Here is a 24,963-nt window from a genome sequence, read left to right as displayed (position 1 = left end):
CGGCTGGCGGCGCTAGCCTTTCTACGATGAAACCGCTGGTCTTCCTGGATACGGAGACCACCGGCCTGCACGCCGACCGGCAACCCTGGGAAATTGCCATGCTCCGGCGCGACGACGCCGGTGAGTCCCGGACGGTGTTGTACATCGACCTGGCCGACCTCGATCTCGACGCGGCAGAGCCCGCAGGCCTGCGTATCAGTCGCTTCGCGAGTCGCCATCCGCAGGTCGTCTACGGACCCATTCATCTGCCGCTCGTGCACCGTGAACGCGAAGCCGCGGAGATCGTCCGTGACTGGACCATGGACGCCACCATCGTCGGCGTGGTGCCCAGCTTCGACACCCACTGTCTGCGTCAGATGCTGGCGCGGCATCAGCTGATGCCGGGGTGGAGTCCCACACTCATCGACGTCATCTCCCTGGCCGCCCGGTACGTCCTCGACTACGGCCGCACCCCGGAACGGGACTCGACACAGCTGTCGCGACAGTGCGGTGTCCGGCCTCCGGGCGCCAGTTGCCGCCACACCGCACTGGGCGATGCGCGCTGGGCGATGCGCTGGTACGACCAGCTGTCCGACCGCCTGGTGTCCCGGCTCGCCCAATAGGTCAGGCGAACTCAGCGCAGCCCGGGGTGTGTTCCTGATTGCCGCGCCCGCCGCTGGACCGCGGCGATCTCGCGCAATCCGTCACCGAGCAGGCTCCGGTTGAGGGGGGAAAGGTCACCGACGGTGACCACGTCGTTGGGAGTGCGCCCGGCTTCGATCAGCTCGACCTGATGCGTCAACCGTATCCGTTGCAGCATGACGAAAACCTCTGTGAGAGTGCGGGAATCCCGTTCCGTCAGCGCACCCGTGCCGGCCGCCGCCGCGAGCCGGGCCGGGGTCGAGGCCGAGGTCATATCGGCCGTGAGACCACCCCACCGGGCCAGGTTGACGATCGGTGTCACAGCATGCGTCTTCAGATCGAAGGTGCCGCCACGCCGCGACAGCACGTCACGCAGCGACCATGTGCGCACCTTGCCCGACAGGGCATCGAGCAGTTGCAGGCGCAGCGCGTTCGGGTGTTCGTCACGCATCCGGTGGAACACCGTGGGCACGGTGTGCAACGCCCGGTTCCCCCACACCACGCGGCCGTCGATCAGCAGTGAGGACAGGATCAAACCCTTGCCGCGCAGTGGATCATCGAGCCAGCCTTCGGCCGCCTGCGCCCAGTCGGAGGCCGACCGGGCGAATGCCTTGTGCGACGCGACCGCGCCGTTACTGTCGGCCGGCAGCCCGCAACCGTCAAGGATGGCGTGCGCGCGGCCGGCGATGGAACGCAACTGCGCGCACTCGGAGTCGCAGTTGTCGGCCCAACTGAGCGCGCTGTCGACATCGGAGGACGGCATGGCCTCCCGGCGGGCGATGCTGCCCAGCGTCAGCCAGGCGAACTGATCCTGCGTCGGGCCCGGGCCCGCTTCGGCCAACGCGAGCTCCAACGCCTTGCGTACCAACGCATCCAGCACGATCGACGCGATGCTGCTCGCGGCCGACGCCTTCGTCCCGGTGCGAAACAGGCCGACCGCGATCTGCGTCACCTCGCGGCCATGCCGCTGCAGCGCAGCCGCATCGGGCGCCTGCGCGATCGCCCGGCGCAGCACGAAGCTCTGGCGGGCCGAGGCGGCCAGCAGGTCGACGTCCTCCAGGACGCCCAGAACCTCACCACGTGGCGACATCACCGGCATGTGGCGCATACCGCGCTCCAGCATCTCGAGCAGCACCGTGTCAGCCGTGCGGTCGGCGGTCACCGTCTGCGCGGGCGCACTCATCACCTCGGTGATCGGCACATCGACCGGGAGCCCCGCGGCGACGACCCGGGACCGCAGATCACGATCGGTGAAGATCCCGACGCCGCCGTCACGAAGCCGGATCAGCGCATACGACACCCGCTGTTCGCTCATCTGCACGACGGCGTCCCGAACCGAGATCCCGGGCTCGACGATCAGCACGCTGCCGTGCACCAGATCGCCGACCGGTCGCGCATCGCCGGCCGTCACCAGCGTCGACTGTGACGACGGCGTCGCGGACAGCGCGAGGAAACGCAGCCCCGCCGGCTTGGCGAACTGCGCCCGCACGAGCTCACCGGGCAGGCGGATGACGATGGTGGGTTCCGTTGTGCGAGCCAGGAATTCGATACCACCGCCCGTCAGCATCGGAACGTAGCCGAAGATTCCGCCGGTCTCGATGGTGTCGAACACCTGCCCGTCGCCCGCCTCCTGCAGGTTGACCAGACCGGTCAGGACCATCCAGATGTCATCGGGGACATGGCGGGAGAAGTCCGCGATCACGGTCCCGGCACCGTACTGCTCCAGCGATGACGCGGCGACGAGATCGTTCAGTTCGGTGTCACTGGCCGTCTGAAACGGGGGACGCGAACCGAGGAAGTTCACCAGCTCCGGAGTGGTCACCCCGTCATCGTGCCCCAACTCAACCGTTACGAATGAGGTCGGCACATTTCTCGGCCATGGTCATCACCGTGATATTGGGATTGACCACCGGCAGCTTCGGCATCGCCGAGGCATCCACCACCCGCAGGTTGCGTACGCCCTTGACGCGCAGCTGCGGGTCGAGCACAGCCAGCGGGTCGTCCACCGCACCCATCCGCGCCGTACCGGCCGGGTGGTACACGGTGTTGTGGGTCTTGTAGATGTACGCGAGCAATTCCTCGTCGGTCTGCACGTCCGGACCGGGCGCGAGTTCACGTCCGATCCACTCCTGCAGCGGTTCCTGCTCGGCGATCTTGCGGGCCAGCTTGATGCCGGCCAGCATCACCTTTTCGTCGTGCTCCTCCGGGTCGGTGAAGTAGCGCGGGTCCACCTTCGCCCGATCCCGGAAGTCGCGCGAGGCCAACCGCACCGTGCCGCGCGAACGTCCTTGCGTCACATTGGGAGTCAGGCAGAACCCGTTGTCGGTGGTGGGGTACCCGTGCCGCAGCGTGTTCATGTCGAACGGGACGCTGCCGTAATGCATCATCAGGTCGGAGTGGTCGGGGTCTTCCCCGGCGACCTCGGTGGTGGCGAACAGCCCGATCTCCCACCACTGCGTGGACTCGGTGACCATCGGCTTGGCCGCCTCCCAGAACACCAGGCCCTCGACGTGGTCATCAAGGTTCTCGCCGACACCGGGTACCGAGCTCGCGACCGTTTCCCGACTTCCCGAATCCGCCCCACTCCGCTGCCGCGGTGTAGTACCCGAAGTCGTTCAACCACACCGTGCCGTGCCGCAATGCGCGCACCACACGTTCGCCCCGCGCCGGATCAGAGGTTCGCACCCCTGCCGCGAGACCGTACTGCGTGTCGTTGCCGAGCATGATGGCCTCGGCCTCGTCTGTGAACCGCTCCACCGTCATGATCGGTCCGAAGGTCTCCTCCGTGACGATCCGCATCGAGCGGTCGCAACGGTCGAAGATCGTGGGAAGGAAGAAGTAGCCGTCCGCCAGCGCCGGATCGCTGGGCCGGGTGCCACCGGTGATGAGCTTTGCACCCTCGGAAATGCCCAGGGCCACAAAGGCTTCCATCTTGTCCAGCTGTTGTTTGGACACCAGCGGGCCGGTCTCGCTACGCGGGTCGGTACCGTCGCCCATCCGGATTTTCTCCGCACGCTCAGCGAGCTGGGCGACGAAGTCGTCGGCGATGGACTCCTCGATGATCACCCGGGTGCCCGACGAACACACCTGACCCGAGTGCAGGAACACGCCGGTGAGCACCTGGTCCACCGAGCTTTCCCAATCGGCATCGGCAAAGACGATGTGCGGGTTCTTCCCACCGAGTTCCAGGGCCACCTTGCTCACATGCGCGGCGGCACTCCTGGCGATGTTCTGCCCCGTGCTCAGGCCGCCGGTGAACGAGATGAGGTCGACGTCGGCGTTGTCGGTGAGGGCCGCACCGACAGCGGCTCCGCTGCCCTGGATGAGGTTGAGCACGCCCGGGGGCACCCCCGCTTCCTGCGCCAGCCGCACGAAGGCGATGGTCGAAAGCGGTGTCACTTCACTGGGTTTGGCCACCATGGTGCAGCCGGCGGCCAGCGCCGGCGCGATCTTCCACGAGATCTGCAACAGCGGATAGTTCCACGGGGCGATCAGCACACACACCCCGATGGGCTCGTGCACCACCCGGCTGATGACGGTCGGGTTGCCCACGTCGACCAGTCGATCGGACTGCGTCGCCACCAAGCGTGCGTAGTAGCGGAATACCGAGATCACGTCATCGATGTCGATCCGGCTCTCCGCCAAGGTTTTTCCGGTGTCAGCGGTCTCCACCGCCGCCAGCGACTCCTTGTCCCGGGCCAGCAGATCGGCGATGCGGTCGAGCAGCGCAGCCCGCTCGGCGACCGGCGTGGCCGGCCAGTCACCGGCGTCGAATGCCGCACGGGCGGCGGCCACGGCCGCCAGCGCATCGTCGTGCGTGGCCTCGTCGACGGTCGCGAAGACCCTGCCGGTGGCGGGATTGATGATCTCCCGGAAACCGCCGTCAGCGGCATGCCGCCACTGCGATCCGATGAGCAGATCCGGTACACCGTCCACGTTGCCTCCTCGACTACCGGTGCTCGCCTGGGCGACAGGACACCCGGCGGCGACCATACTCGTAACCCGCTGTGCCCATGGCATTTTCGGCCGCAGCCGTCCTGCGATTCACTCTTGGCATCGCCGCTCGCTTCCGCATTCGCGCCGGAGGCAGTTTGGCCTCGGCGACGGGACCCGGACCACGACCGAGGCGCCGCGCCTCAGCGCTGTCGCCAACTAATATATCACCAGTTGATCAGCGTCGCGCGGGATTGAGATCGATTATCTGACCAATTTTTCGGGGTCTGTCGCCGTGCACATGGGTGACCTCATCTGGTCTTCCTCGACGTCGCGCCCGGCTGGCCGCGTTTGACAAGTTCGGCACCCGAATTCATGTGCGCGACGCGTCCCATGCGGCGCTGCACATCGGCGATCTCTTTGACGGTCTGCTCGATGGTGCTGCGGTCGATGGGTGAGAGCTCGTTGAGGTCGATGATGTCGTCGGGACGCTGACCCGCGTCGATCTGACGCAACTGGTGTTCCAGCCGGAGCAGTTGGAGTGCGTCGAACGCTTCGATCAGCCTGCTCGCGGAACGGTCCGTCAGCACCTCCGACCCCGCGGCGACGCGGAGCCGGTCAACAGTGTGCAGCTCCGGGGAACCGGCGCTGAGCGATGCCCACCTGGCGATGTTGACGATCGGCAGCAATCCGCGGCCTTTGATGTCGAACTTCTCGTCGCGCCCGATGATCCGGTCCCGCACCGAGAGCAGGCGCGCGCGGCGGGAGAGCGAATCCTGAAGCAGCAGTTCGACTGTCGCCGGATGCCGATTGAAGTCACGGAAGACGCGCGCGGGCTCCGGCAGCGCCGGGTCCCCGAAGATCGGCCGGGCGTCGACCAGAAGCGAGGCCATGATGGTGCCTTGGTTCTGCTGGGGATTGGCGAGCCAGCCCTGCGCTGCCTCCCGCCATTGCGAATCGGTACGCGAGAACCCCGGGTGCGACGGGAACGCATGGTGATCGTCGACGCCGATGCCACAGAGCTGGAGCACGTCCCCCACGACGCTGAATGCTTCGCGATAGCGCGGGATCTGGTCCTCGTACGAATCCTCGAAAGTCACCGCGGCATCGACATCGGATGAGGGAACCGCTTCCCGCCGGCCGGTGCTGCCGAGCGAAAGCCAGGTGAAGGCATCGATCGACAGATCGTTGAACTCCTCATGGTCGAAGACCAAGAAGATGGCGCGCCGGGTGATCGAGGCGATCAGCGCCGAATACACGGCGATCACGCGATCCGCCGTCAAGCCGCGCGCCAGGATGTCCGCAAGCATCGCCGGAACCCGACGCGCATAGGTGACCAGACCATCGATGCTGCGGGCCTGCCGGATCTGTGCGTTCAAGCTGACACCGGCAGTGGTGGGCGCGAGCATGAAGTCACGCTCGCCCACTGCGCCTTTCAGGCGGCCGTCATCACCGGTGACGAGCAGGAACGAGACACCGTAATCAAGCAGCATGATCAGGGCGTCAGCCGACGACATGCTCGCCGACGCGGTGATCGCGGGATAGTCCATCACGGCGTCGGCGGGCGATTCCCGTGGTAGGCCCTCACCAATTATCTTGCGGCGCAATGCTTCATCCGTCACCAAGCCGAACTGGCCGGTACCCGTCTCGACGGCGGCATACGGCAGGCCCAGCTCGGTCATGCGCGCTGCGAGCGCCGTCACCGACTCGTCGGCCGGCACGACGAGCGGGTCGCGGTAGACCAGGTCGGACAGCAGCGTGTATCGGGGCGCGGTGGCAGTGAGCCCGCGCACGTGCGCGATCTGGTCAGCCAGGAAACGCGCGCCGCCGCGGGACGCAAACGCCGGGATGACGATCTCGGAGGGCAGGTGCGCGACGACCACAGTGGTCTTCGCCTCGATCCGCGGGCCCACCGGCTGCCCGGCCAGCACTGCGGTGAACCCGATGGGCGTGCCACGGCTGAACTTGTCTGCGGGCTCCTCACCGATTCGCTCCCGATCGAACCAGAGGTTGATCTCTCCCGACGTCACCAACCCGATGGCCGTAGGCATCGTGGCGAAGGCATCCAGGATCAGGTCGCCCGGTTGGTACTGCTCGATGTGCGCCGCGGCCACCGCGCGGGCGCGATCGGCCTCGCTCAGCGAATCGAACGGCGGGCATTGCACCAGCAGGTCGGCCAGTTCGGCCAGACCCGTCTCGGTCTCAGTCGACATGCCGCAGTCCTCTCAGGAGTCGCTCACGCGACGGTCGGCCGGGAGCCGGTCGTCACGACGAAGGCACCCCACACCGGGGTCGCTTCGGCGAGGTGGCCGGGGTCGACGCCGATGATCCGACCACCCGGGAAGCAGGTCTCCTCATGATGCAGCTGCGCATCATAAGTGGTTGTCGGATGGTCGGATTCACCGTGCGAGCCGCTGTGCCCGTGCACCTGACTGAACGGGAGCGTCGTGCCTTCCCACCCGGGAACCAGCTCATCGGTGCGGCTGGCCCATAACGGGCCGGCCATCGGATTCGGCGGGCCGAGCATGGCACCGCCGCCGTAGAACGTCGGGCATCCCGTGCGGGCCAAGCTGTTGATTCGGCGCGCGGCCTGCCGCGCGGTACCGGGTGCCAGGAGATGCTCCCGCCAGAACTGCTCGGTGACCCCGGCGTGCGTCACGAGGAAATCCTCATCCCCGGTCTCGATGGCGACCGCGGCGTGCAGCTTGCCGTCGGCCCACCACTTCTTCAGGATGCGCTGTTCCAGGTAGCCGATCCGGTCCCCCCACAGAAAGCTGTTCGGCCGCAGATACAGCGCCTCGTGATTGCCGACGAGCTGAATCCACTGCCCGGGATAAGCATTCAGGTAGTAGTGGACCAGACGAACGACCCCTTCAGAGTCAGGGCCGCGGTGCACCAGATCCCCCACCTGGATCACAACCAGATCGTCTGGCAGCACACCGGTTTCGGAGGCGCCGAGAGACCGCAGTTCGCGGCGCAACTCCTCGACGTGCCCACCCACATCACCGATCACGGCCACGCGGATGGGCATCGACGTCACTTCTCCCTTGTGAGCGCTCAGTGGCTCATGTCCAACTCGCTCAGCGACTTGCCGCTGGTCTCCGGAGCCAGGATCTGCGACACGATCGCGCCGACGAAGGCGATGATTCCCGCAAAGACCATGGTCCAGGTGAAACCGAGGTGCTTCATCGAGAGCGGGATCAGGAACAGACCCGCAGCAGCACCGAGGCGGCTGATCGCCGCCGCGAACCCGGTACCGATCGCCCGGACCTCGGTCGGGAAGACCTCTGCGGGATAGATTTGAGTGAACGCCGTGTACATCGCGTTGACGAACGAGTACGCCAGGAACAGCGCCAACATCAGCATCGACATCACACCGACCTGCTCCACCGGAAGCACGAAGCTACCGAGGACGGCGATGGCGACCAGCAGACCGCCTGCGATCCACTGGGTCGGAACAGTCATTTTGCGGCGCCCCCACCGATCGATCATGAACATCGTGAAGATCACGCCCAACCAGGCGACGACGGACAGAACCACTCCGCGCATCAGGCCCTTCATGCCGATATCGCCCAGCAGGCCGTCGGCGAAGGTCGCGATGGCGAAGTACGGCGTCACCGCGCAGGTCCAGAACACGGCCATGAAGACCGTCGAGCGCCACACCGCCGGCGAGAACAGCATCTTGAAACTGCCCTTCGCGCCGCCCGCAGTGGCTTTCATCATGTCGGTCTGGTACGCGGTGTCCAGATACCCGACGACCAGTCCGTGCGCCTCTTCGGTCCTGCCCTTTGCCCACAGCCACCGCGGCGACTCGGGCAACCCGATCCGGCCGATCAGCAGCGCGGCTGCGATGAGCGTTGTACTGCCCAGCGTGACCCGCCAATCCACGCCGGCCTGGTCCATGAAGTAGCCGATGACGAACGCGATCATGAAACCGCCGTACCAGGCGACCAGGGTCAGGGCCAACAGTCTGCCGCGGAGATGGGTCGGCGCGAACTCCGCCAGCATCGGCAAGCCGACCGCGTACTCGATGCCGACGGCCAGGCCCATCAACAGACGAACGGCGAAAAGCTGTTCTGGTCCGTCGACGAAGAACTGCAAAGCCGAGAAGGCCGTGAACAGCGCCAGATCCCAGAACAGAATCGGCTTACGACCGAACTTGTCGGCCAGCCACCCACCCAAAGGCGAGCCGACGAGAATGCCGAACATCGCCGAGGCGGCCTCCAGCCCGATCCAGACGGTGGTAAACCGGGGGTCCAGCTCGATGGTGTGCGTGACCGGACCGATGCTGCCCAGGATGTAGCCATCAAGGAACATGCCGCCGACCAACACAATGATCATCCGCGCCATGAACCGGCGCTTACGCGCCAGCACGGCCGGGTCGTCGGAGAACGTTCTCTCAGCGCCTTCGCTCACGGACATGGGACATGCTCCTCAGGGATCAGTGTGTAGGCCATCGTTACTCCTCGTGATTGACGGGTTCGGCCAATAGCAGAAGTCGAGGGCCTCGTCGCCCTGTACAGCCTTGGGGTGGTGTGGTGTCCCGGCCCGCCACGGCCGCCTCTCCAGGCCCGGCGGGCCGGGACACCGCGCCGACCTCCGCGGGTAATCGACGCCCGGCCGGTTGCCGGGAGCCGAATACCCGCATCAGTCGGCGAGCTTGTTGCGCAACCAATCATGGAAGTGCCCGAGGTGGTGTTCGCTGGGCACGAGCACACCGCCATCGCGGTACACGCGTGAACTCATGGCGGGCTGGCACCGCTCGCACGCGTCGAAGTCCTGTTGGTTGACGCGGTGGAACAGCTCCACCGACTTGCTCACGTCGCGCCCGGATTCGACCACGCCGGGCAGGTACAGCCAGTCGCATTCGACGATGGTGTGGTCCGCCGCCATGGGGAACATCCGGTGGATGATGACGTGATCGGGCACCAGGTTGACGAACACCTGCGGACGTACCGTGATCGCGTAGTAGCGCCGATCCTGATCCTCGGTGACCCCAGGGATGTGCTCGAAACCCTCTGAGCCATCGATGGTGAAGCCGGCGATGTCGGCACCGAATTCCGCACCGTGGCCGACGTAGAACTGGGCGGCGTAGCCGTCGGCGAACTCCGGCAGCACCTCGGTGAGTTCGGGATGGATGGTGGCGCAGTGGTAGCACTCCATGAAGTTCTCGATGATGAGCTTCCAGTTGGCCTTGACGTCGTAGACGATGCGGCGACCGAGGCTGAGATTGGCCACCGTGTAGTGGTCGATCGACTCGACATCGCCGAGTCGATCGACGATCTCCTGCATGACGGTGTCTTCGAACGACGGCGGCTCGTCGGCCAGGCACACCCAGACATAGCCGAGCCATTCCCGGACCGAGATCTTGCGCAGGCCATATTCGACGCGGTCGACGTCGGGCATCTTGGTCAGGTTCGGCGCGGCGACGAGCTTGCCGTCGAGATCGTAAGTCCATGCGTGATAAGGACATTGGAACGCGCGCTTGACCTCGCCGCTGTCCTCGGTGCACAGCTGCGCGCCGCGATGACGGCACACGTTGAAGAACGCGTTGATATCACCCTTGCGCGATCTGGTCACCAGAACGCTCTCGCGGCCGACCTGGACGGTCTTGAACGCGCCGGGCTTATCCAGATCCGCGGCGCGCACAACGCAGAACCACATGGTCTCGAAGATCTTCTCCTGCTCGAGGGCGAAGACCTCCGGATCGGTGTAGTAATGCCCTGCCAGGGTGGAAATCAGGCTTTCCGGCAGGCTCGGCACGGTGGCGGTCATTGAACTCCTTTGCGGTGTCATGTCGTGAGTTTTATTGGGCTGCAGGAATTTCGGCCTAGACCGCGGCGGGCGTGGGCATCAGCTGGCGGCGCCACCGGGTGAACAGCCGGGGCTGATCGATACCGAGGACCGCGACCAGGCGGCCGTCGCGGCGATACGTGGCCAGCAGGCAACGGTCCTCGCAGCTGCCCTCTTCGATGGTGATCTCGTCGTCGGGACGGGCGAGGCCGGCGAACTGGATGCGCGAACCGTATTGGTCGGACCAGAAATACGGCGGCTTCACCGTCGCCTCCTGATGGGCGCCGCCTGCGAGCAACGAGGCGACAGCCAGCGCGGGACGCTCCAAAGCACCGGTCCAGTGTTCGACACGGTGGTGGGCATTGGTGGCCGCGTCGAGCCACGCCGCACAGTCTCCGACGGCGACGACGTTCGGCAGGGCCGTCTGCCCGCGGGTGCCGCACAGCACGCCGTTGCCGAGCTCCAGACCGCTGTCACGCAGCCAGTCGATGTTGGGCACACCGCCGATACCCACGACGACGACATCAGCCGGCAGGTGGCGTCCGTCGGTGAGGTCGACGCCGGCCACTCGTCGCACACCGCTGGGGGTACGCAGTGCGCGCTCCTCGCCGACCAGTCCGGCGACGCCGACACCACAGATCAACGTCGTTCCGTTGGCGGCGTGGGCGCCTGCGACCACGCCGCCGAGCCACTTACCGAGCTGCAGGTGCAGCGGAGTCGGGGCGGCTTCCACGACGGTGACGTCCAGACCCAGCTTGCGGGCCGTCGAGGCGACTTCGGCCCCGATGAACCCGGCGCCGATGACGACCAGCCGAGCGCCCGGCACCAGTTCTGCACGCAACGCCACGGCGTCGTCGATGGTGCGGATGACGTGCACGCCGGCCATGTCCTCGCAGCCGGGCCAGCGGCGGGCGCGGGAGCCGGTCGCGATCACCACGCCGTCGGCATCGATGCGCGTCCCGTCCGCGAGTTCGATTGCGCCGGAACGACTGTCGAGCTTGGCCGCGGCGACGCCCAGGCGCCAGTCCGCCTGCAGATCGTCGTCGTCGGATTCCAGGGCGAGATCGGCTTCGCAGACGGTGCCGCAGAGGAATTCCTTCGACAGCGGCGGGCGGTCGTACGGCCGCTGCGCCTCGTCGCCGATGACGGTCAGCCGGCCGTCGAATCCCTGCGCCCGCAGCGCCCTCGCGGCCGACAGGCCCGCGAGCGACGCCCCGACGATCGCGACGTGCTTCACTGCGTTCCCGCCGCGCCGAGTCGAGCCCGGATGTCCGGGGGCAGGTTGGGTTTCTCGGTGCTCAGCTCGACGTGGATGACCCCGTCGGAGATCACGACGGTGTGCGTGCGTACCGGCAACTTGGCCGGCGGCGCGTCGACCGCTCCGGTGCGGAGGTTGAACCGCGAGGCGTGCAGCGGGCACTCGACATCGCACCCTTCCAGCCAGCCGTCGGCCAGCGACGCGTCCTGGTGCGAACAGGTGTCGTCGATGGCGAACACCTCGCCGTCCTCGGTGTGGAAGACCGCGATCGGCGGGTCGGATTCCACCCGCCGGGCCTCGCCAGGCGGGAGTTCGGAGAGCGGACAAATCTCAAGCATCGGGTGTGCCTTCTCGGATAGTTTGACGCGTAATACGCAACTAACTTCGCATTACGCAACAGTGTGGTGGCAGTCACAGGTCCTTGTCAAGCGCAGAACCGCACCGTTTACATGGCCGTTTCAATCGCGTCGATCCACGCGAAAACCGCACGTCAATCAGACCTTCGCCGCGCCGGAGGCTTGTTCCTCAGATGCGCCACCATGGGGTCCCTGGTCACATCCAGATAGAGCGACACACACATGCCGATCATCACGACGACGAAGGGCGCGGCCACGATGATCGTCATCGTCTGCAGGCCGTTCAGCGCGTCATTGCCTCCGGCCCAGAGCATCAGCACAGCCACCGCACCCGTACTGAGCCCCCAGAACGCCACCGCCCACCGCGACGGGAACAACGAACCGCTCTGCGAGAGCGTGCCCATCACCATCGAGGCCGCGTCCGGTGGTCCCGAACACCATCTTGTCGGTGACCGCCGGGCATGCATGGGGACGCCGCGGATGAGTTCTTCCTCGTCGACACCTTCTGGAATCGGGACGCCCGGCCCAGGAAAGGCATCGTGGAGTTTGGCCTTGATGTCGGATTCCAGCGATCCCGGATTTGGCGATGTCATATCGCGCTCCTAAACCTGGCAACCAACGATGCCGCACAGGCGGTGGACACCGCCCCCGGGCATCGACTGAGGTTCGTCACCGGACGCAAGACAATCCGGTGACGAACATTTGATATATTAGGATTCGCTAATCTGATATGCAGGACGAATCGGAAAATTTCCTCAAAAGTGCGGGATTGCGGCCGCGAGCGGTCAGCCCTGATAGCCCATTCGGCGGCTGATATCGTCAGCCGCCGCGACCACCACCGGCGCGACATCCCGCGCCCGCTCAGCAGTGAGCCGATACGCCGGGCCGGAGACGCTGAGCGCGGCGATCACCTCACCCGCGTGATCGCGAATCGGTGCGGCGACGGCGTTGAGCCCGGGTTCGAGCTCTTCGAGCGACACCACGTAACCGTCCCGGGTCACATTCCGGAGCCGCGCTTCCAAATCCTCGACCGACGTGATGGTGCGCTCGGTGAACCGCTCCAGCCCGGCCGCCGCCAACAAGTCCCGACGAGCGTCCGCGGCCATGAAGGCCAGCAACACCTTGCCGCTCGACGTCGCGTGCAACGGGGTGAGTTCGCCCACCCAGTTGTGACTACCGATGGCGGAGGGCCCGCGCGCCTGGTCCACGTTCACCGCATACTCCGACCGCAGCACGGCGATGTTGACGGTCTCACCGACGTCGAGCGCCAGCCGCTCGCAGATCTCCCTGCCCTGCCGAGTGACGTCGAGGCGGCCCGACACCGCGTTGGCCAGCCGCAGGATGCCGAATCCGAGCCGATACTTGCCACGCTCGAAAGCCTGCTCGACGAGTTCACGATCCTCGAGCGCCGCAAGTAGGCGCGAGACCGTCGACTTGTGCACGCCGATGTCCGACGCCAGCTCGGTGACTCCGGCTTCGCCCCGGCGCGCGAGGAGCTCCAACACATACAGCGCGCGGTCGACGGACTGCACGCCGCCATTGCCGGAATCAACGGCACTGTTGCTCATTACGCAACGATACCCAGATAGCGCACAGGTTTGGTGTGCTCGCGCCCGCACGGCGAGACGGGAGTGACGCGACGGGATCGAATTGACCGTTGACCGATGCACCCCATATTGTTGGTATATCAATTGTAGATCAATTGGTCGGCCCACTGCCATCCAGGAGGACCACGCCCATGGGATCACCGCGCGTTGTGATCATCGGAGCCGGCATCGTCGGCGCGAACCTCGCGGATGAACTCACCGCCCGCGGTTGGACCAACGTGACGGTGCTGGACCAGGGCCCGCTGCCGCTGACGGGCGGATCCACTTCGCACGCACCGGGTTTGGTGTTCCAGACCAACGCGTCGAAGACCATGACCGCGCTGGCGAGCTACACCGTCGAGAAGTTCCTGTCGCTGGAGTCCGACGGCCAGTGGTGCTTCAACCAGGTCGGCGGCCTCGAGGTGGCAACCACCGAGCAGCGGTTGGCCGACCTGTATCGCAAGCAAGGCTGGGCCACCTCGTGGGGTGTCGATGCCGTGGTGATCGACGCGCAGGAGTGCGCCAAGCTGCATCCCCTGCTGGATCGCGACCGCATCCTGGGCGGGCTCTACGTGCCGAGCGATGGATTGGCCAAGGCCCCGCGCGTCGTCGCGGCACTGATCCGGCGCGCCCAAGGCCTCGGCGCCGAATTCCGTGGTTCGACAAAGGTGATCGGCATCGAGCACAGCGGCGGCAAGGTCACGGGCGTGGCCACCGACAACGGCGTCGTGCCTGCCGACATCGTGGTGTCGTGCGGTGGTTTCTGGGGACCGGCCCTCGGGGAGCTCGTCGGTATGCGCGTGCCCCTGCTGCCGCTGGCGCACCAGTACGCCAAGACCGACCAGATCCCCGAACTCGTCGGCCGCAACACCGAAGTGTCCGAGGCCGGCCTGCCCATCCTGCGGCACCAGGACCAGGACCTCTACTACCGCGAGCACGTCGACCGGCTCGGCATCGGGTCCTACGCGCACCGCCCCATGCCGGCGGCGCTGGACGAGCTGCCCGACGGCGAAATCACCACGGACGCAATGCCTTCCATGCTCGCGTTCACCGAAGAGGATTTCGCGCCGGCCTGGGAGCAGGCCAAGTTGCTGCTGCCGTGCCTGCAGACCGCGAAGGTCGAGTCCGGCTTCAACGGCATCTTCTCCTTCACCCCCGACGGCGGTCCGCTGATCGGCGAATCCCCTGACGTCGCCGGGTTCTGGATCGCCGAAGCGGTGTGGGTCACGCACTCGGCGGGCGTCGCCCGCGCGGTGGCGCAGCTGCTGATCGACGGACACTCCGAAGTGGCGCTGCAGGGCTGCGATGTACACCGCTTCGAAGAGGTGCAGCTCGATCCCGACTACGTCAGCGAGACCGCGCAGCAGAACTTCGTCGAGGTCTACGACATCCTTCATCCATTGCAGCCCAAGGAATCACCGCGCAATCTGCGCGTCAGCCCGTTCCACCGCCGGCAGACCGAACTGGGTGCGGTGTTCCTGGAGAGCGCGGGCTGGGAGCGGCCGCACTGGTTCGAGGCCAACGCGAGACTGCTCGACGAGCTGCCGCCGCAGTGGCAGCCCCCGGCACGTGACGAATGGTCGGCGATGTTCCACTCCCCCATCGCCGCCGCCGAGGCGTGGCGCACCCGGACCGCGGTCGCGATGTACGACATGACCCCGCTGAAGCGGCTGGAGATCTCCGGCCCCGGCGCGCTGGACCTGTTGGAGCGCACCACCACCGGCAAGATGGACAAGTCGGTCGGCTCGGTGACCTACACCCTGGCGCTGGACAACGCCGGCGGCGTGCGCAGCGACATCACGGTGGCCCGGCTGTCGGAGGACACCTTCCAGGTCGGCGCGAACGGCAACATCGACCTGGACTACTTCCGCCGCCTGGCCCCGGCCGACGGCACCGTCGCCGTGCGCGATATCACCGGCGGCACCTGCTGCATCGGACTGTGGGGTCCGCGCGCCCGCGACGTGGTGTCCGCGCTCAGCCGGGACGACTTCTCCAATGACGCATTCAAGTACTTCCGCGCCAAGCAGGTCCGCATCGGCGGCGTCCCCGTCACCGCGATGCGGCTGTCTTACGTCGGCGAATTGGGCTGGGAGCTCTACACCACCGCCGAGAACGGACTGCGTCTGTGGGACGCGCTGTGGGCCGAAGGGCAGCGCCACGGCGTCATCGCCGCCGGCCGCGCCGCGTTCAACAGCCTGCGACTGGAGAAGGGCTACCGCTCGTGGGGCACTGACATGACCACCGAGCACAACCCCTTCGAGGCCGGCCTCGGGTTCGCGGTGCGCGCCCAGAAGGACGGCTACATCGGTCACGACGCGCTGGCCGGGGTGTCCGACGACACCGTCACGCGGCGCCTGGTCTGCCTGACCGTCGACGACAAGACGTCGATGGTGCTCGGCTCCGAACCGGTGTACCTGAACGGCTCCCCCGCCGGGTACGTCACCAGTGCGGCGTTCGGGCACACCGTCGGCACCCCGATCGCCTATGCCTGGCTGCCCGCCTCGGCGACGCCGGGTACCGGTGTCGAGATCGAGTACTTCGGTCGCCGCATTCCGGCCACCGTGGTGGCCGAGCCGCTCGTCGACCCCGAGATGTCCAAGATCCGCGCGTAACGACCAAGCGAGAAACACCATGCCGCACACCATCACGCTCACCCTGAGCTGCCCGCAGCGCCCGGGCATCGTCCATGCCGTGAGTTCGTTCCTGTTCTCGCGCAACTTCGACATCGCCGAACACCAACAGTTCGACGACACCCGCAGCCAGGCGTTCTTTCAGCGCACGACGTTCGTCTGCACCACGCACAGCAGTGCCGGCAGCGTCGACGTCATCGCCCAGTTGACCGACGACTTCGCCTCGGTGGCAACCGAATTCGGCATGACGTTCCGCTTCGTCGACAGCACTCGCAAGCCCAGGGTCCTGGTGATGGTCTCGAAGATGGGCCACTGCCTCAACGACCTGATCTTCCGCTGGCGCGCAGGCACTCTCGGCGGCGAACTGGTGGCGGTGGTGTCCAACCACGAGGTGCTACGCCCGATGGCAGAGGCGGCCGGGCTGCCGTTCGTGCACATTCCGGTGACCCCGGACACCAAGCCCGAGGCCGAACGCGCATTGCTCGCGCTGGTCGACGAACTCGATGCGGACATGGTGGTGCTGGCCCGCTACATGCAGGTGCTCTCGGACGACACCTGCGAGAAGCTGCGCGGCCGCGCCATCAACATCCACCACTCGTTCCTGCCCGGATTCAAGGGCGCCAAGCCCTATCACCAGGCGTTCGACCGGGGCGTGAAACTCGTTGGCGCAACGGCGCATTACGTGACGCCGGACCTCGACGAGGGACCGATCATCGAGCAGGAGGTGATCCGGATCGATCACTCATTCGACCCGGCACGGCTCGCCACCGTCGGTCAGGACGCCGAGGCGCTGGCGCTGTCGCGGGCCGTGCGCTGGCATTGCGAGAACCGGGTACTGCTGCACGGCCATCGCACCGTCGTCTTCAGCTGACGCGCTCAGACGATTGCGCGGACCGCCTTCTCGAATCCGGTGACGTGGTCGAGTGCGATCTGCGCGGCGGCGTCCCCATCGCCACTGGCGATGGTCCGCAACAGCTCGGCGTGCTCGCCGACGTGGCGGGCCACGGTTGGCAATCGGTCGAGGAACAGGCAGAAGATGCGGGTCGCGAGATTGTCGTAGCGGACCAGCACGTCCTCGAGATGCGGGTTTCCGGCGGCCCGGTAGATCGCGCGGTGCGCGCGCAGGTCCCACCGCATCAGTTCGTCGCGATGGATGCTCTCCACATCGAGCGCTTCGGTGAGGTCGGCAAGCTTGAGCAGGCCCGCACGCACGTCGGCGGAGGCGTTCTCGGCGGCCGAGCGAGCGGCAACGGGCTCGAGATTCACCCGAATCTGGGAGATGTGCCGGAGGTCGGCGACGTCGACACCGGTGGCGAAAGTGCCCCGACGAGGAAACGAGACCACCAGCCGATCCGCTTCCAAACGCTTGAGCGCTTCGCGTACGGGAGTACGACCCAATTCGAGTTCCGCAGCCAGATCATTTTCCACGATGGCTTCATTGGGACGGATGTCCAGCATGATGAGCTTGTCGCGGATCACCAGATACGCCCGGTCGGCAAACGACATCTCCTCGGAGGCAACGTCGTCGAGCTGTTCCACACCCGCAACGCTCATCGCAACCCGCCTCCCCGACGTCACTGATTCTCCAGCCGGCAACTGACGTTGTTCAGCCGGGACAATGATATATCAGATGGATGACGGGAAGCCGGCAACACCCGGCGGAGCCATCAGAGCAACGCGCGGATGGCCGTCTCGAAGCCGCAGACATGCGCCAGCGTCAGAGCCGCCGCCTTGTCCTCGTCACCCGCGACGATGGCCTCCAACAGCTCGATATGTTCGCGAACGTGGCCGGCAACACCCGGCAGCCGGTCCAGGAACAAGCACCAGATCCGGGTGGCGTGGGCATCGAGACTGACGAGGATCTGTTCCAGGTGCGGATTGCCCGAGGCCCGGTAGATCTCGCGGTGCACATGGACGTCGTGACGCAGGACCGCATGAGGATCGTCGGTGTCCTCGATCCGGGCGATCGCCTGGGCGAGGGCAGTCAGCCGGGCACGGGTGTCCGACGTCGCGACCCGGGCGGCACGGGCGGCTGCCGTCGGCTCCAACAGCTTGCGAATCTCCGAGATGTCGGCCAGGTCCGTCATGTCGACGGCCGCCGCGAACGTGCCCCGGCGCGGATAGGTGACGACAAGGCGGTCGCGCTCGAGACGTTTGAGGGCCTCGCGGACGGGAGTGCGACCGAAGCCGAGCTCGGCGGCCAGCCGATCGTCGTTGATGGGCTCACCCGGCCGGATATCGAGCATCACCAAGCGTTCGCGCACGATGTCGTACGCGCGGTCCGCGTTGGTCTCGGCAACAGCCGGCGCACCGTCGAGGTCGCCGAACGACAACTCCATCAGGGTCATCGTCACTCCTCCAAAAGTGTCTGCGGCCTACCTATTGACGCGGCCACGAGCTGATCCTAATCTAACCGACATCTGATATATTAGTCCACTACAAACTGCAATGTCAGAAAGGTCCAGATGACCCTCGACACCGCACCGACGGCCACGAACCCCACGCTGAGCGCGAGCCTCGCCGACCTGGATCCAGATGTGTACCAGGCCATCTCGGCCGAATTGCACCGCCAGCAGAGCACGCTGGAGATGATCGCCAGCGAGAACTTCGCGCCGGTCGCCGTGATGCAGGCGCAAGGATCGGTGATGACCAACAAGTACGCCGAGGGCTACCCCGGTCGCCGGTACTACGGCGGCTGCGAATACGTCGACGTCACCGAGCAACTCGCCATCGACCGGGTCAAGAGCCTCTTCGGCGCCGAATACGCCAACGTGCAACCACATTCGGGCGCACAGGCCAACGCCGCGGCCATGGCGGCGCTGCTCTCCCCCGGCGACACCATCCTCGGTCTCGATCTGGCGCACGGCGGCCACCTCACGCACGGGATGAAGCTCAACTTCTCCGGCAAGCTGTACGACGTCGCCGCCTACCACGTCGGCGAGAACGACCACCGCGTCGACATGGCCGAAGTCGAGCGCATCGCCCGTGAGCGTCGGCCCAAGCTGATCCTCGCCGGCTGGTCCGCCTACCCCCGGCAGCTCGACTTCGCCGAATTCCGCCGCATCGCAGACGAAGTCGGCGCCTACCTCATGGTCGACATGGCCCATTTCGCCGGGCTCGTCGCGGCCGGCCTGCACCCCTCGCCAGTGCCACACGCCCACGTCGTCACCTCGACCACCCACAAAACGCTGGGCGGCCCGCGCGGCGGCATCATCCTCACCAACGACGAAGCACTGGCCAAGAAGTTCAACTCGTCGGTGTTCCCGGGGCAGCAGGGCGGGCCCCTCGAGCACGTCATCGCTGCCAAGGCGGTGTCGTTCAAGCTCGCGGCCGCACCGGAATTCCGTGAGCGGCAGCAGCGCACCCTGGACGGCGCGGCGATCCTGGCCGAGCGTCTGCTGCAGGACGATTCCCGCGCGGCGGGCATCAATGTGGTGTCCGGCGGCACAGACGTCCACCTGGTGCTGGTCGACCTGCGGGAGTCCGAACTGGACGGCAAGCAGGCCGAAGACCGGTTGCACCGCGTGGGAATCACCGTGAACCGCAACGCCGTTCCGTTCGATCCGCGACCGCCGATGGTCAGTTCGGGCGTGCGCATCGGTACCGCCGCGCTCGCGACGCGCGGCTTCGATCTGGACAGCTTCCGCGAAGTCGCGGATGTCATCAGCCAGGCACTGCGACCCGACGCCGACGACGCGACCCTGGCCGCGCTGCGCGACCGCGTGGACGTGCTGGCCGCCCGCTTCCCGCTGTACCCCAACCTCACGGAGGCCTCACTGTGACCGCACCGACGCTCCCGCCGGGCGCACATCTGCCCGACCACCCCGAATTCCTCTGGCGCACACCGGAACCGAAGAAGTCGTACGACGTCGTCATCGTCGGCGGCGGCGGTCACGGCCTGGCCACCGCGCATTACCTCGCCAAGAACCACGGCATCACCAACGTCGCGGTACTGGAACGCGGCTGGCTGGCCGGCGGCAACATGGCCCGCAACACCACCCTGATCCGGTCCAACTACCTGTGGGACGAGAGCGCCCGGATCTACGAGCACGCCCTGAAACTGTGGGAGGGGCTCGAGGAGGACCTGGACTACCCGATCCTGTTCAGCCAGCGCGGTGTGCTCAACCTGGCGCACAGCCTGCAGGACGTGCGCGACAGCGTCCGGCGCGTCGAGGCCAACAAGCTCAACGGCATCGACGCCGAGTGGGTGGAACCCAAAGAGGTCAAGGACCTGTGCCCGATCGTCAACATTTCCAGTGACATTCGCTACCCGGTGCTGGGCGCCACCTACCAGCCACGGGCCGGCATCGCCAAGCACGACTACGTCGCCTGGGGCTTCGCCCGCCGCGCCGACGAGGCCGGCATCGACATCATCCAGAACTGCGAGGTCACCGGGTTCGTCACCGACGGCGACCGGGTCACCGGGGTGCGTACCACCCGCGGTGACATCGGCGCCGGGCAGGTGGCGCTGTGCGCCGCCGGGCACACGTCGACGCTCACCGACATGCTGGGCATCCGCACCCCGCTGCAGAGCCACCCGCTGCAGGCGCTGGTGTCCGAACTGCTCGAGCCCGTGCATCCGACCGTCGTGATGTCGAATGCGGTGCACGTGTACGTATCTCAGGCCCACAAGGGTGAACTCGTGATGGGCGCGGGCATCGATTCCTACAACGGCTACGGACAACGCGGCGCCTTCCACATCATCGAACGCCAGATGGCCGCCGCGGTGGAGCTGTTCCCGGTCTTCGCCCGGGCACACCTGTTGCGCACCTGGGCGGGCATCGTCGACGTGTGCCCTGACGCGTCACCGATCGTCGGCCGTGTCGGCTACGACAACCTGTACCTCAATGCTGGTTGGGGCACAGGCGGTTTCAAGGTGACGCCGGGTATCGGCTGGTGCCTGGCCGACACCATCGCGGGCGGCGTCGAACACGAGTACATCGCCCCCTTCAGTCTCGACCGGTTCGTCACCGGAGCCCTGGTCGACGAACACGGCGCCGCCGGCGTGGCGCACTAGAACCCAGGAGCCCCAATGCAACTCATCGAGTGCCCGTGGTGCGGGCCACGCGAGGAAACCGAATTCCACTACGGCGGCCAGGCTCACGTGGCCTACCCCGAAGACCCGCAATCGCTGACCGACGAACAGTGGGCGCACTACGTGTTCTTCCGCGCCAACCCCAAAGGGCTGTTCGCCGAACGCTGGACCCATAGCGCCGGCTGCCGCCGCTGGTTCAACGCCATCCGCGACACCGCAACCTACCGATTCGAGCGTGTCTACCGACTCGACGAGCAGAGGCCGACAATCTGATGAGCACCTCATTGCGCACCGAAACCGGTGGCCGTATCGATCGGGATACGGTGCACACCTTCACGTTCAACGGCCAGGAGTACACCGGGCACGCCGGCGACACCCTGGCTTCGGCGCTGCTGGCGAACGGGGTGCACCACGTCACCTCGAGCATCAAGATGGGCCGGCCCCGCGGTTTCACCTCGGCGTGGGCCGAGGACACCGGCGGGCTGGTCCAGATCGAGCACCCCTTCCCCGAGCCCATGCTGCTGGCCACCACGGTGGAGCTGTATGACGGTCTGGTCGCTCGGGGCATCCCGGGGCAGGGCCGGCTGGCTGACGTCGCCGACCCCGCGCGCTACGACTCGACGCATGTGCACGCCGACGTGCTGGTCGCCGGGGCCGGCCCGGCCGGCCTGGCAGCCGCGCTGACGGCCGCCCGCGCCGGCGCCCGCGTGGTGCTGATCGACGAGCAGAGCGAAGCCGGTGGTGCCCTGTTGGGCAGTGCCGACACCATCGCCGGTCGCCCGGCCCTGGAGTGGGTCGCCGCCGCGGTCGCCGAACTCGTCACCTATCCCGATGTGCTGCACCTGCAGCGCACCACCGCGTTCGGCCACTACGACGACGGCTTTGTCCTTGCGCTGCAACGGCGTACCGATCACCTCGGCGCCGCTGCCCCCGCTGGCGTGAGCCGCCAGCGGGTCTGGCGGATCCGGGCCCGGCACGTCATCGTCGCTGCCGGCGCGCACGAGCGGCCGGTGGTGTTCACCGACAACGACCGGCCCGGCATCATGCTGGCGGCCGGCGCCCGCACCTTCCTGCACCGGTACGCCGCCTTGGTCGGCGAGCGGGCCGTGGTGTTCACCACCAACGACAGCGCCTATCAGGCCGCGCTGGACCTGCACGACGCCGGAGTGGCGATCGCCGCGATCATCGATGCGCGCGCCGAGGTGGCCGCGGATCTGCTTGCGGCGTGCGCTGATCGGGGCATCGCCGTGCGGACCGGGTCGGTCGTCAGCGGCAGCCGCGGTGAGAACCGGGTCAGTGCAGCCGTTGTCACCGGAGCGGACGGCGCATCCGAAGACCTGGCGTGCGATGTGCTTCTGGTCAGCGGCGGCTGGAATCCCGCGGTGCACCTGTTCAGCCAGGTGCGCGGGCCGCTGCGGTACGACGATGTCCTCGGCGCGTTCGTTCCGGGCGCCGAACTCGATGAGGTGAGTGTCGCCGGTTCGGCGGCAGGCACCTTCGACCTCCCCGGCTGTCTGCGGTCGGGCCGTGAGGCCGCCGTCCGTGCACTGGGGGTTCTCGGACTCGGCGCTCCGGCCGAACCGCTTGCCGGAGAATCGGATTCGATTCGCCCGACGTCCGCCCCCGCGGTGCTGTGGCGGGTTCCCGATGCCGCCGGTGCAACGCAGTTCGTCGACGTCCAGCGGGACGCGACCGTGGCAGACCTGGTCCGCGCGGTCGGCGCCGGCATGCGGTCGATGGAACACATCAAGCGCTACACCACCATCGGCACCGCACACGATCAGGGCAAGACGTCCGGCGTCGTCGCCTCGGGCATCACCGCCGAACTGCTGGGCGTGCCCGTGGCCGAGATGGGCGTCACCACGTTCCGGCCGCCGTACACCCCGGTCGCGTTCGCGGCGCTGGCCGGCCGCAGCCGTGGGCACATGTTCGACCCGGAACGCGTTACCGCAGTGCATGATTGGCACGTCGCCCGCGGCGCGGTGTTCGAGGACGTCGGCCAGTGGAAGCGCCCGCGCTACTACCCGCTGCCGGGAGAAGACATGGACACCGCGGTCTTGCGCGAATGCGCCGCAGCACGAACGGGTGTCGGCATCCTCGACGGCTCGACGCTGGGCAAGATCGACGTCCAGGGTCCCGATGCCGGCGCATTCCTCGACATGCTCTACACCAACCTGATGAGCACGCTCAAGGTCGGAATGCTGCGGTACGGCGTCATGTGCGGCGTCGACGGCATGGTGATCGACGACGGCACCGTGATGCGCCTGGCCGACGACCGCTTCCAGGTGTTCACCACCACGGGTGGCGCGGCCCGCATCCTGGACTGGATGGAGGAATGGCTGCAGACCGAGTGGCCGCACCTGCGGGTGCGCCTCACCTCGGTCACCGAGCAGTGGCACACCTTCCCTGTCGTCGGCCCGCGCTCGCGGGACGTCATCGGCTCGGTGTTCCCGGGAGTCGACGCCAGCAATGAGGCATTCCCGTTCATGGCCTGGCGCGACACCCAGCTGGACGGTGTCCACGTCCGGATCGGCCGGGTGAGCTTCTCCGGCGAGCTCGCGTACGAGGTCAACGTCATGGGCTGGTACGCAACGGCGGTGTGGGAGAGGCTGATCGAGGCGGGCGAACCATACGGCATCACGCCCTACGGCACCGAGACCATGCACGTGCTGCGGGCCGAGAAGGGCTACCCGATCATCGGGCAGGACACCGACGGCACCGTGACGCCACAAGACCTCGGGATGAACTGGGTGGTGTCGAAGAAGAAGCCCGATTTCATCGGGAAGCGCTCGTTCACTCGCGCCGAGAACGTCAATCCGCTGCGCAAGCAGTTCGTCGGACTCCTTCCGGTCGATGCACGGACCGTGCTGCCCGAAGGCGCCCAGATCATCGAGACACCCAGCGATGGCACATTGCCACCGCCGCCGGTTCCCATGCTTGGGCACGTCACGTCGAGCTACCGCAGCGCCGAGCTGGGCCGCCCGTTCGCGCTGGCCTTGGTCAAGGGCGGCCACGCCCGCATCGGAGACACCCTCACCGTTCCCGTGGACGGTGCCCTGGTGGCCGTCGAGGTCACCGGTTCCGTCCTCGTCGATCCCGAAGGAGCGCGCCGCGATGGCTGAAACCCTCACTCGCCGTAGCCCATTGCAGGGTTGGTCCACCCAGTTCGCAGCAACCCCAGCGGCGGCGAGCCTCACCGAGGAGCCGTTCGTCACCATGGTCGATCTGTGGGTCGACCCGGCCGGAGCCGGCGGCGCCGAAGCCGCCCGGCTCCTCGGACTGGCCGCGTTGCCGACGACACCGGGTACCTGTGTCACCGGTCCTGATTCGTCGGTGATCTGGTTCGGACCCGAGGAGTGGCTGGTGACGTCGACGCAGCGCGGCGGTGAGGCCCTCGAGGCGCAGCTGCACGAGGCGGTCGCCGCCGCTGGAGGTGCTGCCGTCGACGTGTCCGCACAGCGCACCACGGTGCGGCTGCGCGGTGCGCATGCCCGTGACGTACTGGCCAAAGGCTGCTCGCTGGATCTGCACCCACGGGTGTTCGGCCCAGGTGTCGCAGCCCAGACGATGCTCGCGCTGGCTGCCGTCGTGCTGATTCCCTTGGACGACAAGGGAACCGACTACCGGATCATCGTCCGCTCGTCATTTGCCGGCTATCTGGCCGACTGGTTGCTCGATGCGGCCGAGGAATTCACTGCCTGAAGCGCCCGACTGCTTAGCCCGCGGGTTGCAGTCACCTGCTGACTGCAAC

Annotated in this window: 19 protein-coding genes and 2 pseudogenes; 8 read left to right on the top strand and 13 right to left on the bottom strand. The window is 66.9% G+C overall.

The window, feature by feature from the left end; genetic code table 11:
- The first annotated feature begins 26 nt into the window (after positions 1-26).
- Positions 27-602 (top strand): 3'-5' exonuclease family protein, encoded by a 576-nt coding sequence (locus EB75_RS22865; RefSeq protein ID WP_073697553.1) that lies wholly within the window; start codon positions 27-29, stop codon positions 600-602.
- A gap of 11 nt (positions 603-613) precedes the next feature.
- Here the strand turns inward: EB75_RS22865 and EB75_RS22860 are convergent, their stop codons facing one another.
- The 11 genes and pseudogenes from EB75_RS22860 to EB75_RS22810 form a co-directional block, all read right to left on the bottom strand.
- The gene (locus EB75_RS22860; protein ID WP_083612524.1) at positions 614-2,443 is read right to left on the bottom strand and encodes a putative nucleotidyltransferase substrate binding domain-containing protein; all 1,830 of its coding nucleotides are present in this window, start codon (positions 2,441-2,443) and stop codon (positions 614-616) included.
- Positions 2,444-2,462: 19 nt separating this feature from the next.
- Positions 2,463-3,167: pseudogene (locus EB75_RS22855) on the bottom strand (GMC family oxidoreductase); the annotation flags it as partial.
- Positions 3,139-4,539, bottom strand: coding sequence for an aldehyde dehydrogenase family protein (locus EB75_RS22850; protein WP_502689389.1), 1,401 nt, complete (start codon positions 4,537-4,539; stop codon positions 3,139-3,141). The gene EB75_RS22850 and the pseudogene EB75_RS22855, both read right to left, overlap by 29 nt.
- A gap of 326 nt (positions 4,540-4,865) precedes the next feature.
- Complete coding sequence (locus EB75_RS22845; protein WP_073697550.1) at positions 4,866-6,767, bottom strand: putative nucleotidyltransferase substrate binding domain-containing protein; 1,902 nt, start codon at positions 6,765-6,767, stop codon at positions 4,866-4,868.
- A gap of 23 nt (positions 6,768-6,790) precedes the next feature.
- Positions 6,791-7,585, bottom strand: a complete 795-nt coding sequence (locus EB75_RS22840) for a metallophosphoesterase (RefSeq protein WP_073697614.1) — start codon at positions 7,583-7,585, stop codon at positions 6,791-6,793.
- A 26-nt stretch (positions 7,586-7,611) separates the two neighbouring features.
- Positions 7,612-8,976 (bottom strand): MFS transporter, encoded by a 1,365-nt coding sequence (locus tag EB75_RS22835; protein WP_073697549.1) that lies wholly within the window; start codon positions 8,974-8,976, stop codon positions 7,612-7,614.
- A gap of 225 nt (positions 8,977-9,201) precedes the next feature.
- On the bottom strand, positions 9,202-10,329 hold the full coding sequence (locus tag EB75_RS22830) for an aromatic ring-hydroxylating oxygenase subunit alpha (protein ID WP_073697548.1): 1,128 nt from the start codon (positions 10,327-10,329) through the stop codon (positions 9,202-9,204).
- Between the two features lie 55 nt (positions 10,330-10,384).
- Positions 10,385-11,584, bottom strand: coding sequence for an NAD(P)/FAD-dependent oxidoreductase (locus EB75_RS22825; protein ID WP_174557710.1), 1,200 nt, complete (start codon positions 11,582-11,584; stop codon positions 10,385-10,387).
- Complete coding sequence (locus EB75_RS22820) at positions 11,581-11,943, bottom strand: bifunctional 3-phenylpropionate/cinnamic acid dioxygenase ferredoxin subunit (RefSeq protein WP_073697547.1); 363 nt, start codon at positions 11,941-11,943, stop codon at positions 11,581-11,583. Before EB75_RS22820 ends, EB75_RS22825 begins: the two co-directional genes overlap by 4 nt.
- A gap of 152 nt (positions 11,944-12,095) precedes the next feature.
- Positions 12,096-12,383, bottom strand: a pseudogene (locus tag EB75_RS22815) (BCCT family transporter); the annotation flags it as partial.
- A gap of 363 nt (positions 12,384-12,746) precedes the next feature.
- Positions 12,747-13,529: an IclR family transcriptional regulator gene (locus tag EB75_RS22810; RefSeq protein ID WP_174557709.1), complete on the bottom strand. Its 783-nt coding sequence runs from the start codon at positions 13,527-13,529 to the stop codon at positions 12,747-12,749.
- A 170-nt stretch (positions 13,530-13,699) separates the two neighbouring features.
- Here EB75_RS22810 and EB75_RS22805 point away from each other — a divergent pair, with 170 nt between their 5' ends.
- The gene (locus EB75_RS22805; RefSeq protein ID WP_073697546.1) at positions 13,700-16,159 is read left to right on the top strand and encodes a GcvT family protein; all 2,460 of its coding nucleotides are present in this window, start codon (positions 13,700-13,702) and stop codon (positions 16,157-16,159) included.
- A 19-nt stretch (positions 16,160-16,178) separates the two neighbouring features.
- A complete protein-coding gene (gene purU, locus EB75_RS22800; protein WP_073697545.1) occupies positions 16,179-17,048 on the top strand; it encodes a formyltetrahydrofolate deformylase in 870 nt (289 codons plus the stop codon).
- A gap of 5 nt (positions 17,049-17,053) precedes the next feature.
- Here the strand turns inward: purU and EB75_RS22795 are convergent, their stop codons facing one another.
- Positions 17,054-17,731, bottom strand: coding sequence for a GntR family transcriptional regulator (locus EB75_RS22795; protein WP_073697544.1), 678 nt, complete (start codon positions 17,729-17,731; stop codon positions 17,054-17,056).
- 113 nt (positions 17,732-17,844) lie between these two features.
- Positions 17,845-18,525, bottom strand: a complete 681-nt coding sequence (locus EB75_RS22790) for a GntR family transcriptional regulator (RefSeq protein WP_168176102.1) — start codon at positions 18,523-18,525, stop codon at positions 17,845-17,847.
- Positions 18,526-18,642: 117 nt separating this feature from the next.
- Between EB75_RS22790 and glyA the strand changes: the two genes are divergently transcribed.
- Genes glyA through EB75_RS22765 form a run of 5 tightly spaced genes read left to right on the top strand, consistent with a single transcriptional unit; the run spans position 18,643 to position 24,914 of the window.
- A complete protein-coding gene (gene glyA, locus EB75_RS22785) occupies positions 18,643-19,959 on the top strand; it encodes a serine hydroxymethyltransferase (protein WP_073697543.1) in 1,317 nt (438 codons plus the stop codon).
- Complete coding sequence (locus EB75_RS22780; protein WP_073697542.1) at positions 19,956-21,194, top strand: sarcosine oxidase subunit beta family protein; 1,239 nt, start codon at positions 19,956-19,958, stop codon at positions 21,192-21,194. Before glyA ends, EB75_RS22780 begins: the two co-directional genes overlap by 4 nt.
- 15 nt (positions 21,195-21,209) lie before the next feature.
- Positions 21,210-21,485 carry a sarcosine oxidase subunit delta gene (locus EB75_RS22775; RefSeq protein ID WP_073697541.1) on the top strand — a complete coding sequence of 92 codons (276 nt, stop codon included), beginning with the start codon at positions 21,210-21,212 and terminating at the stop codon, positions 21,483-21,485.
- A complete protein-coding gene (locus EB75_RS22770; RefSeq protein WP_073697540.1) occupies positions 21,485-24,334 on the top strand; it encodes a 2Fe-2S iron-sulfur cluster-binding protein in 2,850 nt (949 codons plus the stop codon). Before EB75_RS22775 ends, EB75_RS22770 begins: the two co-directional genes overlap by 1 nt.
- Positions 24,327-24,914, top strand: a complete 588-nt coding sequence (locus EB75_RS22765; RefSeq protein WP_073697539.1) for a sarcosine oxidase subunit gamma — start codon at positions 24,327-24,329, stop codon at positions 24,912-24,914. The genes EB75_RS22770 and EB75_RS22765 overlap by 8 nt, the downstream gene beginning before the upstream one ends.
- Positions 24,915-24,963 lie beyond the last annotated feature (49 nt).

The sequence above is a fragment of the Mycobacterium sp. ST-F2 genome (assembly GCF_001905655.1).
In the GTDB taxonomy this organism is placed as follows: Bacteria; Actinomycetota; Actinomycetes; order Mycobacteriales; family Mycobacteriaceae; genus Mycobacterium.
Note: the sequence above shows the minus strand (reverse complement) of the source record. Positions and strands in the feature narration are given on the sequence as shown.

Excerpts from the sequence above, each read along its gene's own strand:
- EB75_RS22865 (WP_073697553.1), top strand. The coding sequence starts at position 27 with ATGAAACCGCTGGTCTTCCTGGATACGGAGACCACCGGCCTGCACGCC.
- EB75_RS22845 (WP_073697550.1), bottom strand. The coding sequence starts at position 6,767 with ATGTCGACTGAGACCGAGACGGGTCTGGCCGAACTGGCCGACCTGCTG.
- EB75_RS22840 (WP_073697614.1), bottom strand. The coding sequence starts at position 7,585 with ATGCCCATCCGCGTGGCCGTGATCGGTGATGTGGGTGGGCACGTCGAG.
- EB75_RS22835 (WP_073697549.1), bottom strand. The coding sequence starts at position 8,976 with ATGTCCGTGAGCGAAGGCGCTGAGAGAACGTTCTCCGACGACCCGGCC.
- EB75_RS22830 (WP_073697548.1), bottom strand. The coding sequence starts at position 10,329 with ATGACCGCCACCGTGCCGAGCCTGCCGGAAAGCCTGATTTCCACCCTG.
- EB75_RS22820 (WP_073697547.1), bottom strand. The coding sequence starts at position 11,943 with ATGCTTGAGATTTGTCCGCTCTCCGAACTCCCGCCTGGCGAGGCCCGG.
- EB75_RS22810 (WP_174557709.1), bottom strand. The coding sequence starts at position 13,529 with ATGAGCAACAGTGCCGTTGATTCCGGCAATGGCGGCGTGCAGTCCGTC.
- EB75_RS22805 (WP_073697546.1), top strand. The coding sequence starts at position 13,700 with ATGGGATCACCGCGCGTTGTGATCATCGGAGCCGGCATCGTCGGCGCG.
- purU (WP_073697545.1), top strand. The coding sequence starts at position 16,179 with ATGCCGCACACCATCACGCTCACCCTGAGCTGCCCGCAGCGCCCGGGC.
- EB75_RS22795 (WP_073697544.1), bottom strand. The coding sequence starts at position 17,731 with ATGAGCGTTGCGGGTGTGGAACAGCTCGACGACGTTGCCTCCGAGGAG.
- EB75_RS22790 (WP_168176102.1), bottom strand. The coding sequence starts at position 18,525 with ATGACCCTGATGGAGTTGTCGTTCGGCGACCTCGACGGTGCGCCGGCT.
- glyA (WP_073697543.1), top strand. The coding sequence starts at position 18,643 with ATGACCCTCGACACCGCACCGACGGCCACGAACCCCACGCTGAGCGCG.
- EB75_RS22775 (WP_073697541.1), top strand. The coding sequence starts at position 21,210 with ATGCAACTCATCGAGTGCCCGTGGTGCGGGCCACGCGAGGAAACCGAA.
- EB75_RS22770 (WP_073697540.1), top strand. The coding sequence starts at position 21,485 with ATGAGCACCTCATTGCGCACCGAAACCGGTGGCCGTATCGATCGGGAT.
- EB75_RS22765 (WP_073697539.1), top strand. The coding sequence starts at position 24,327 with ATGGCTGAAACCCTCACTCGCCGTAGCCCATTGCAGGGTTGGTCCACC.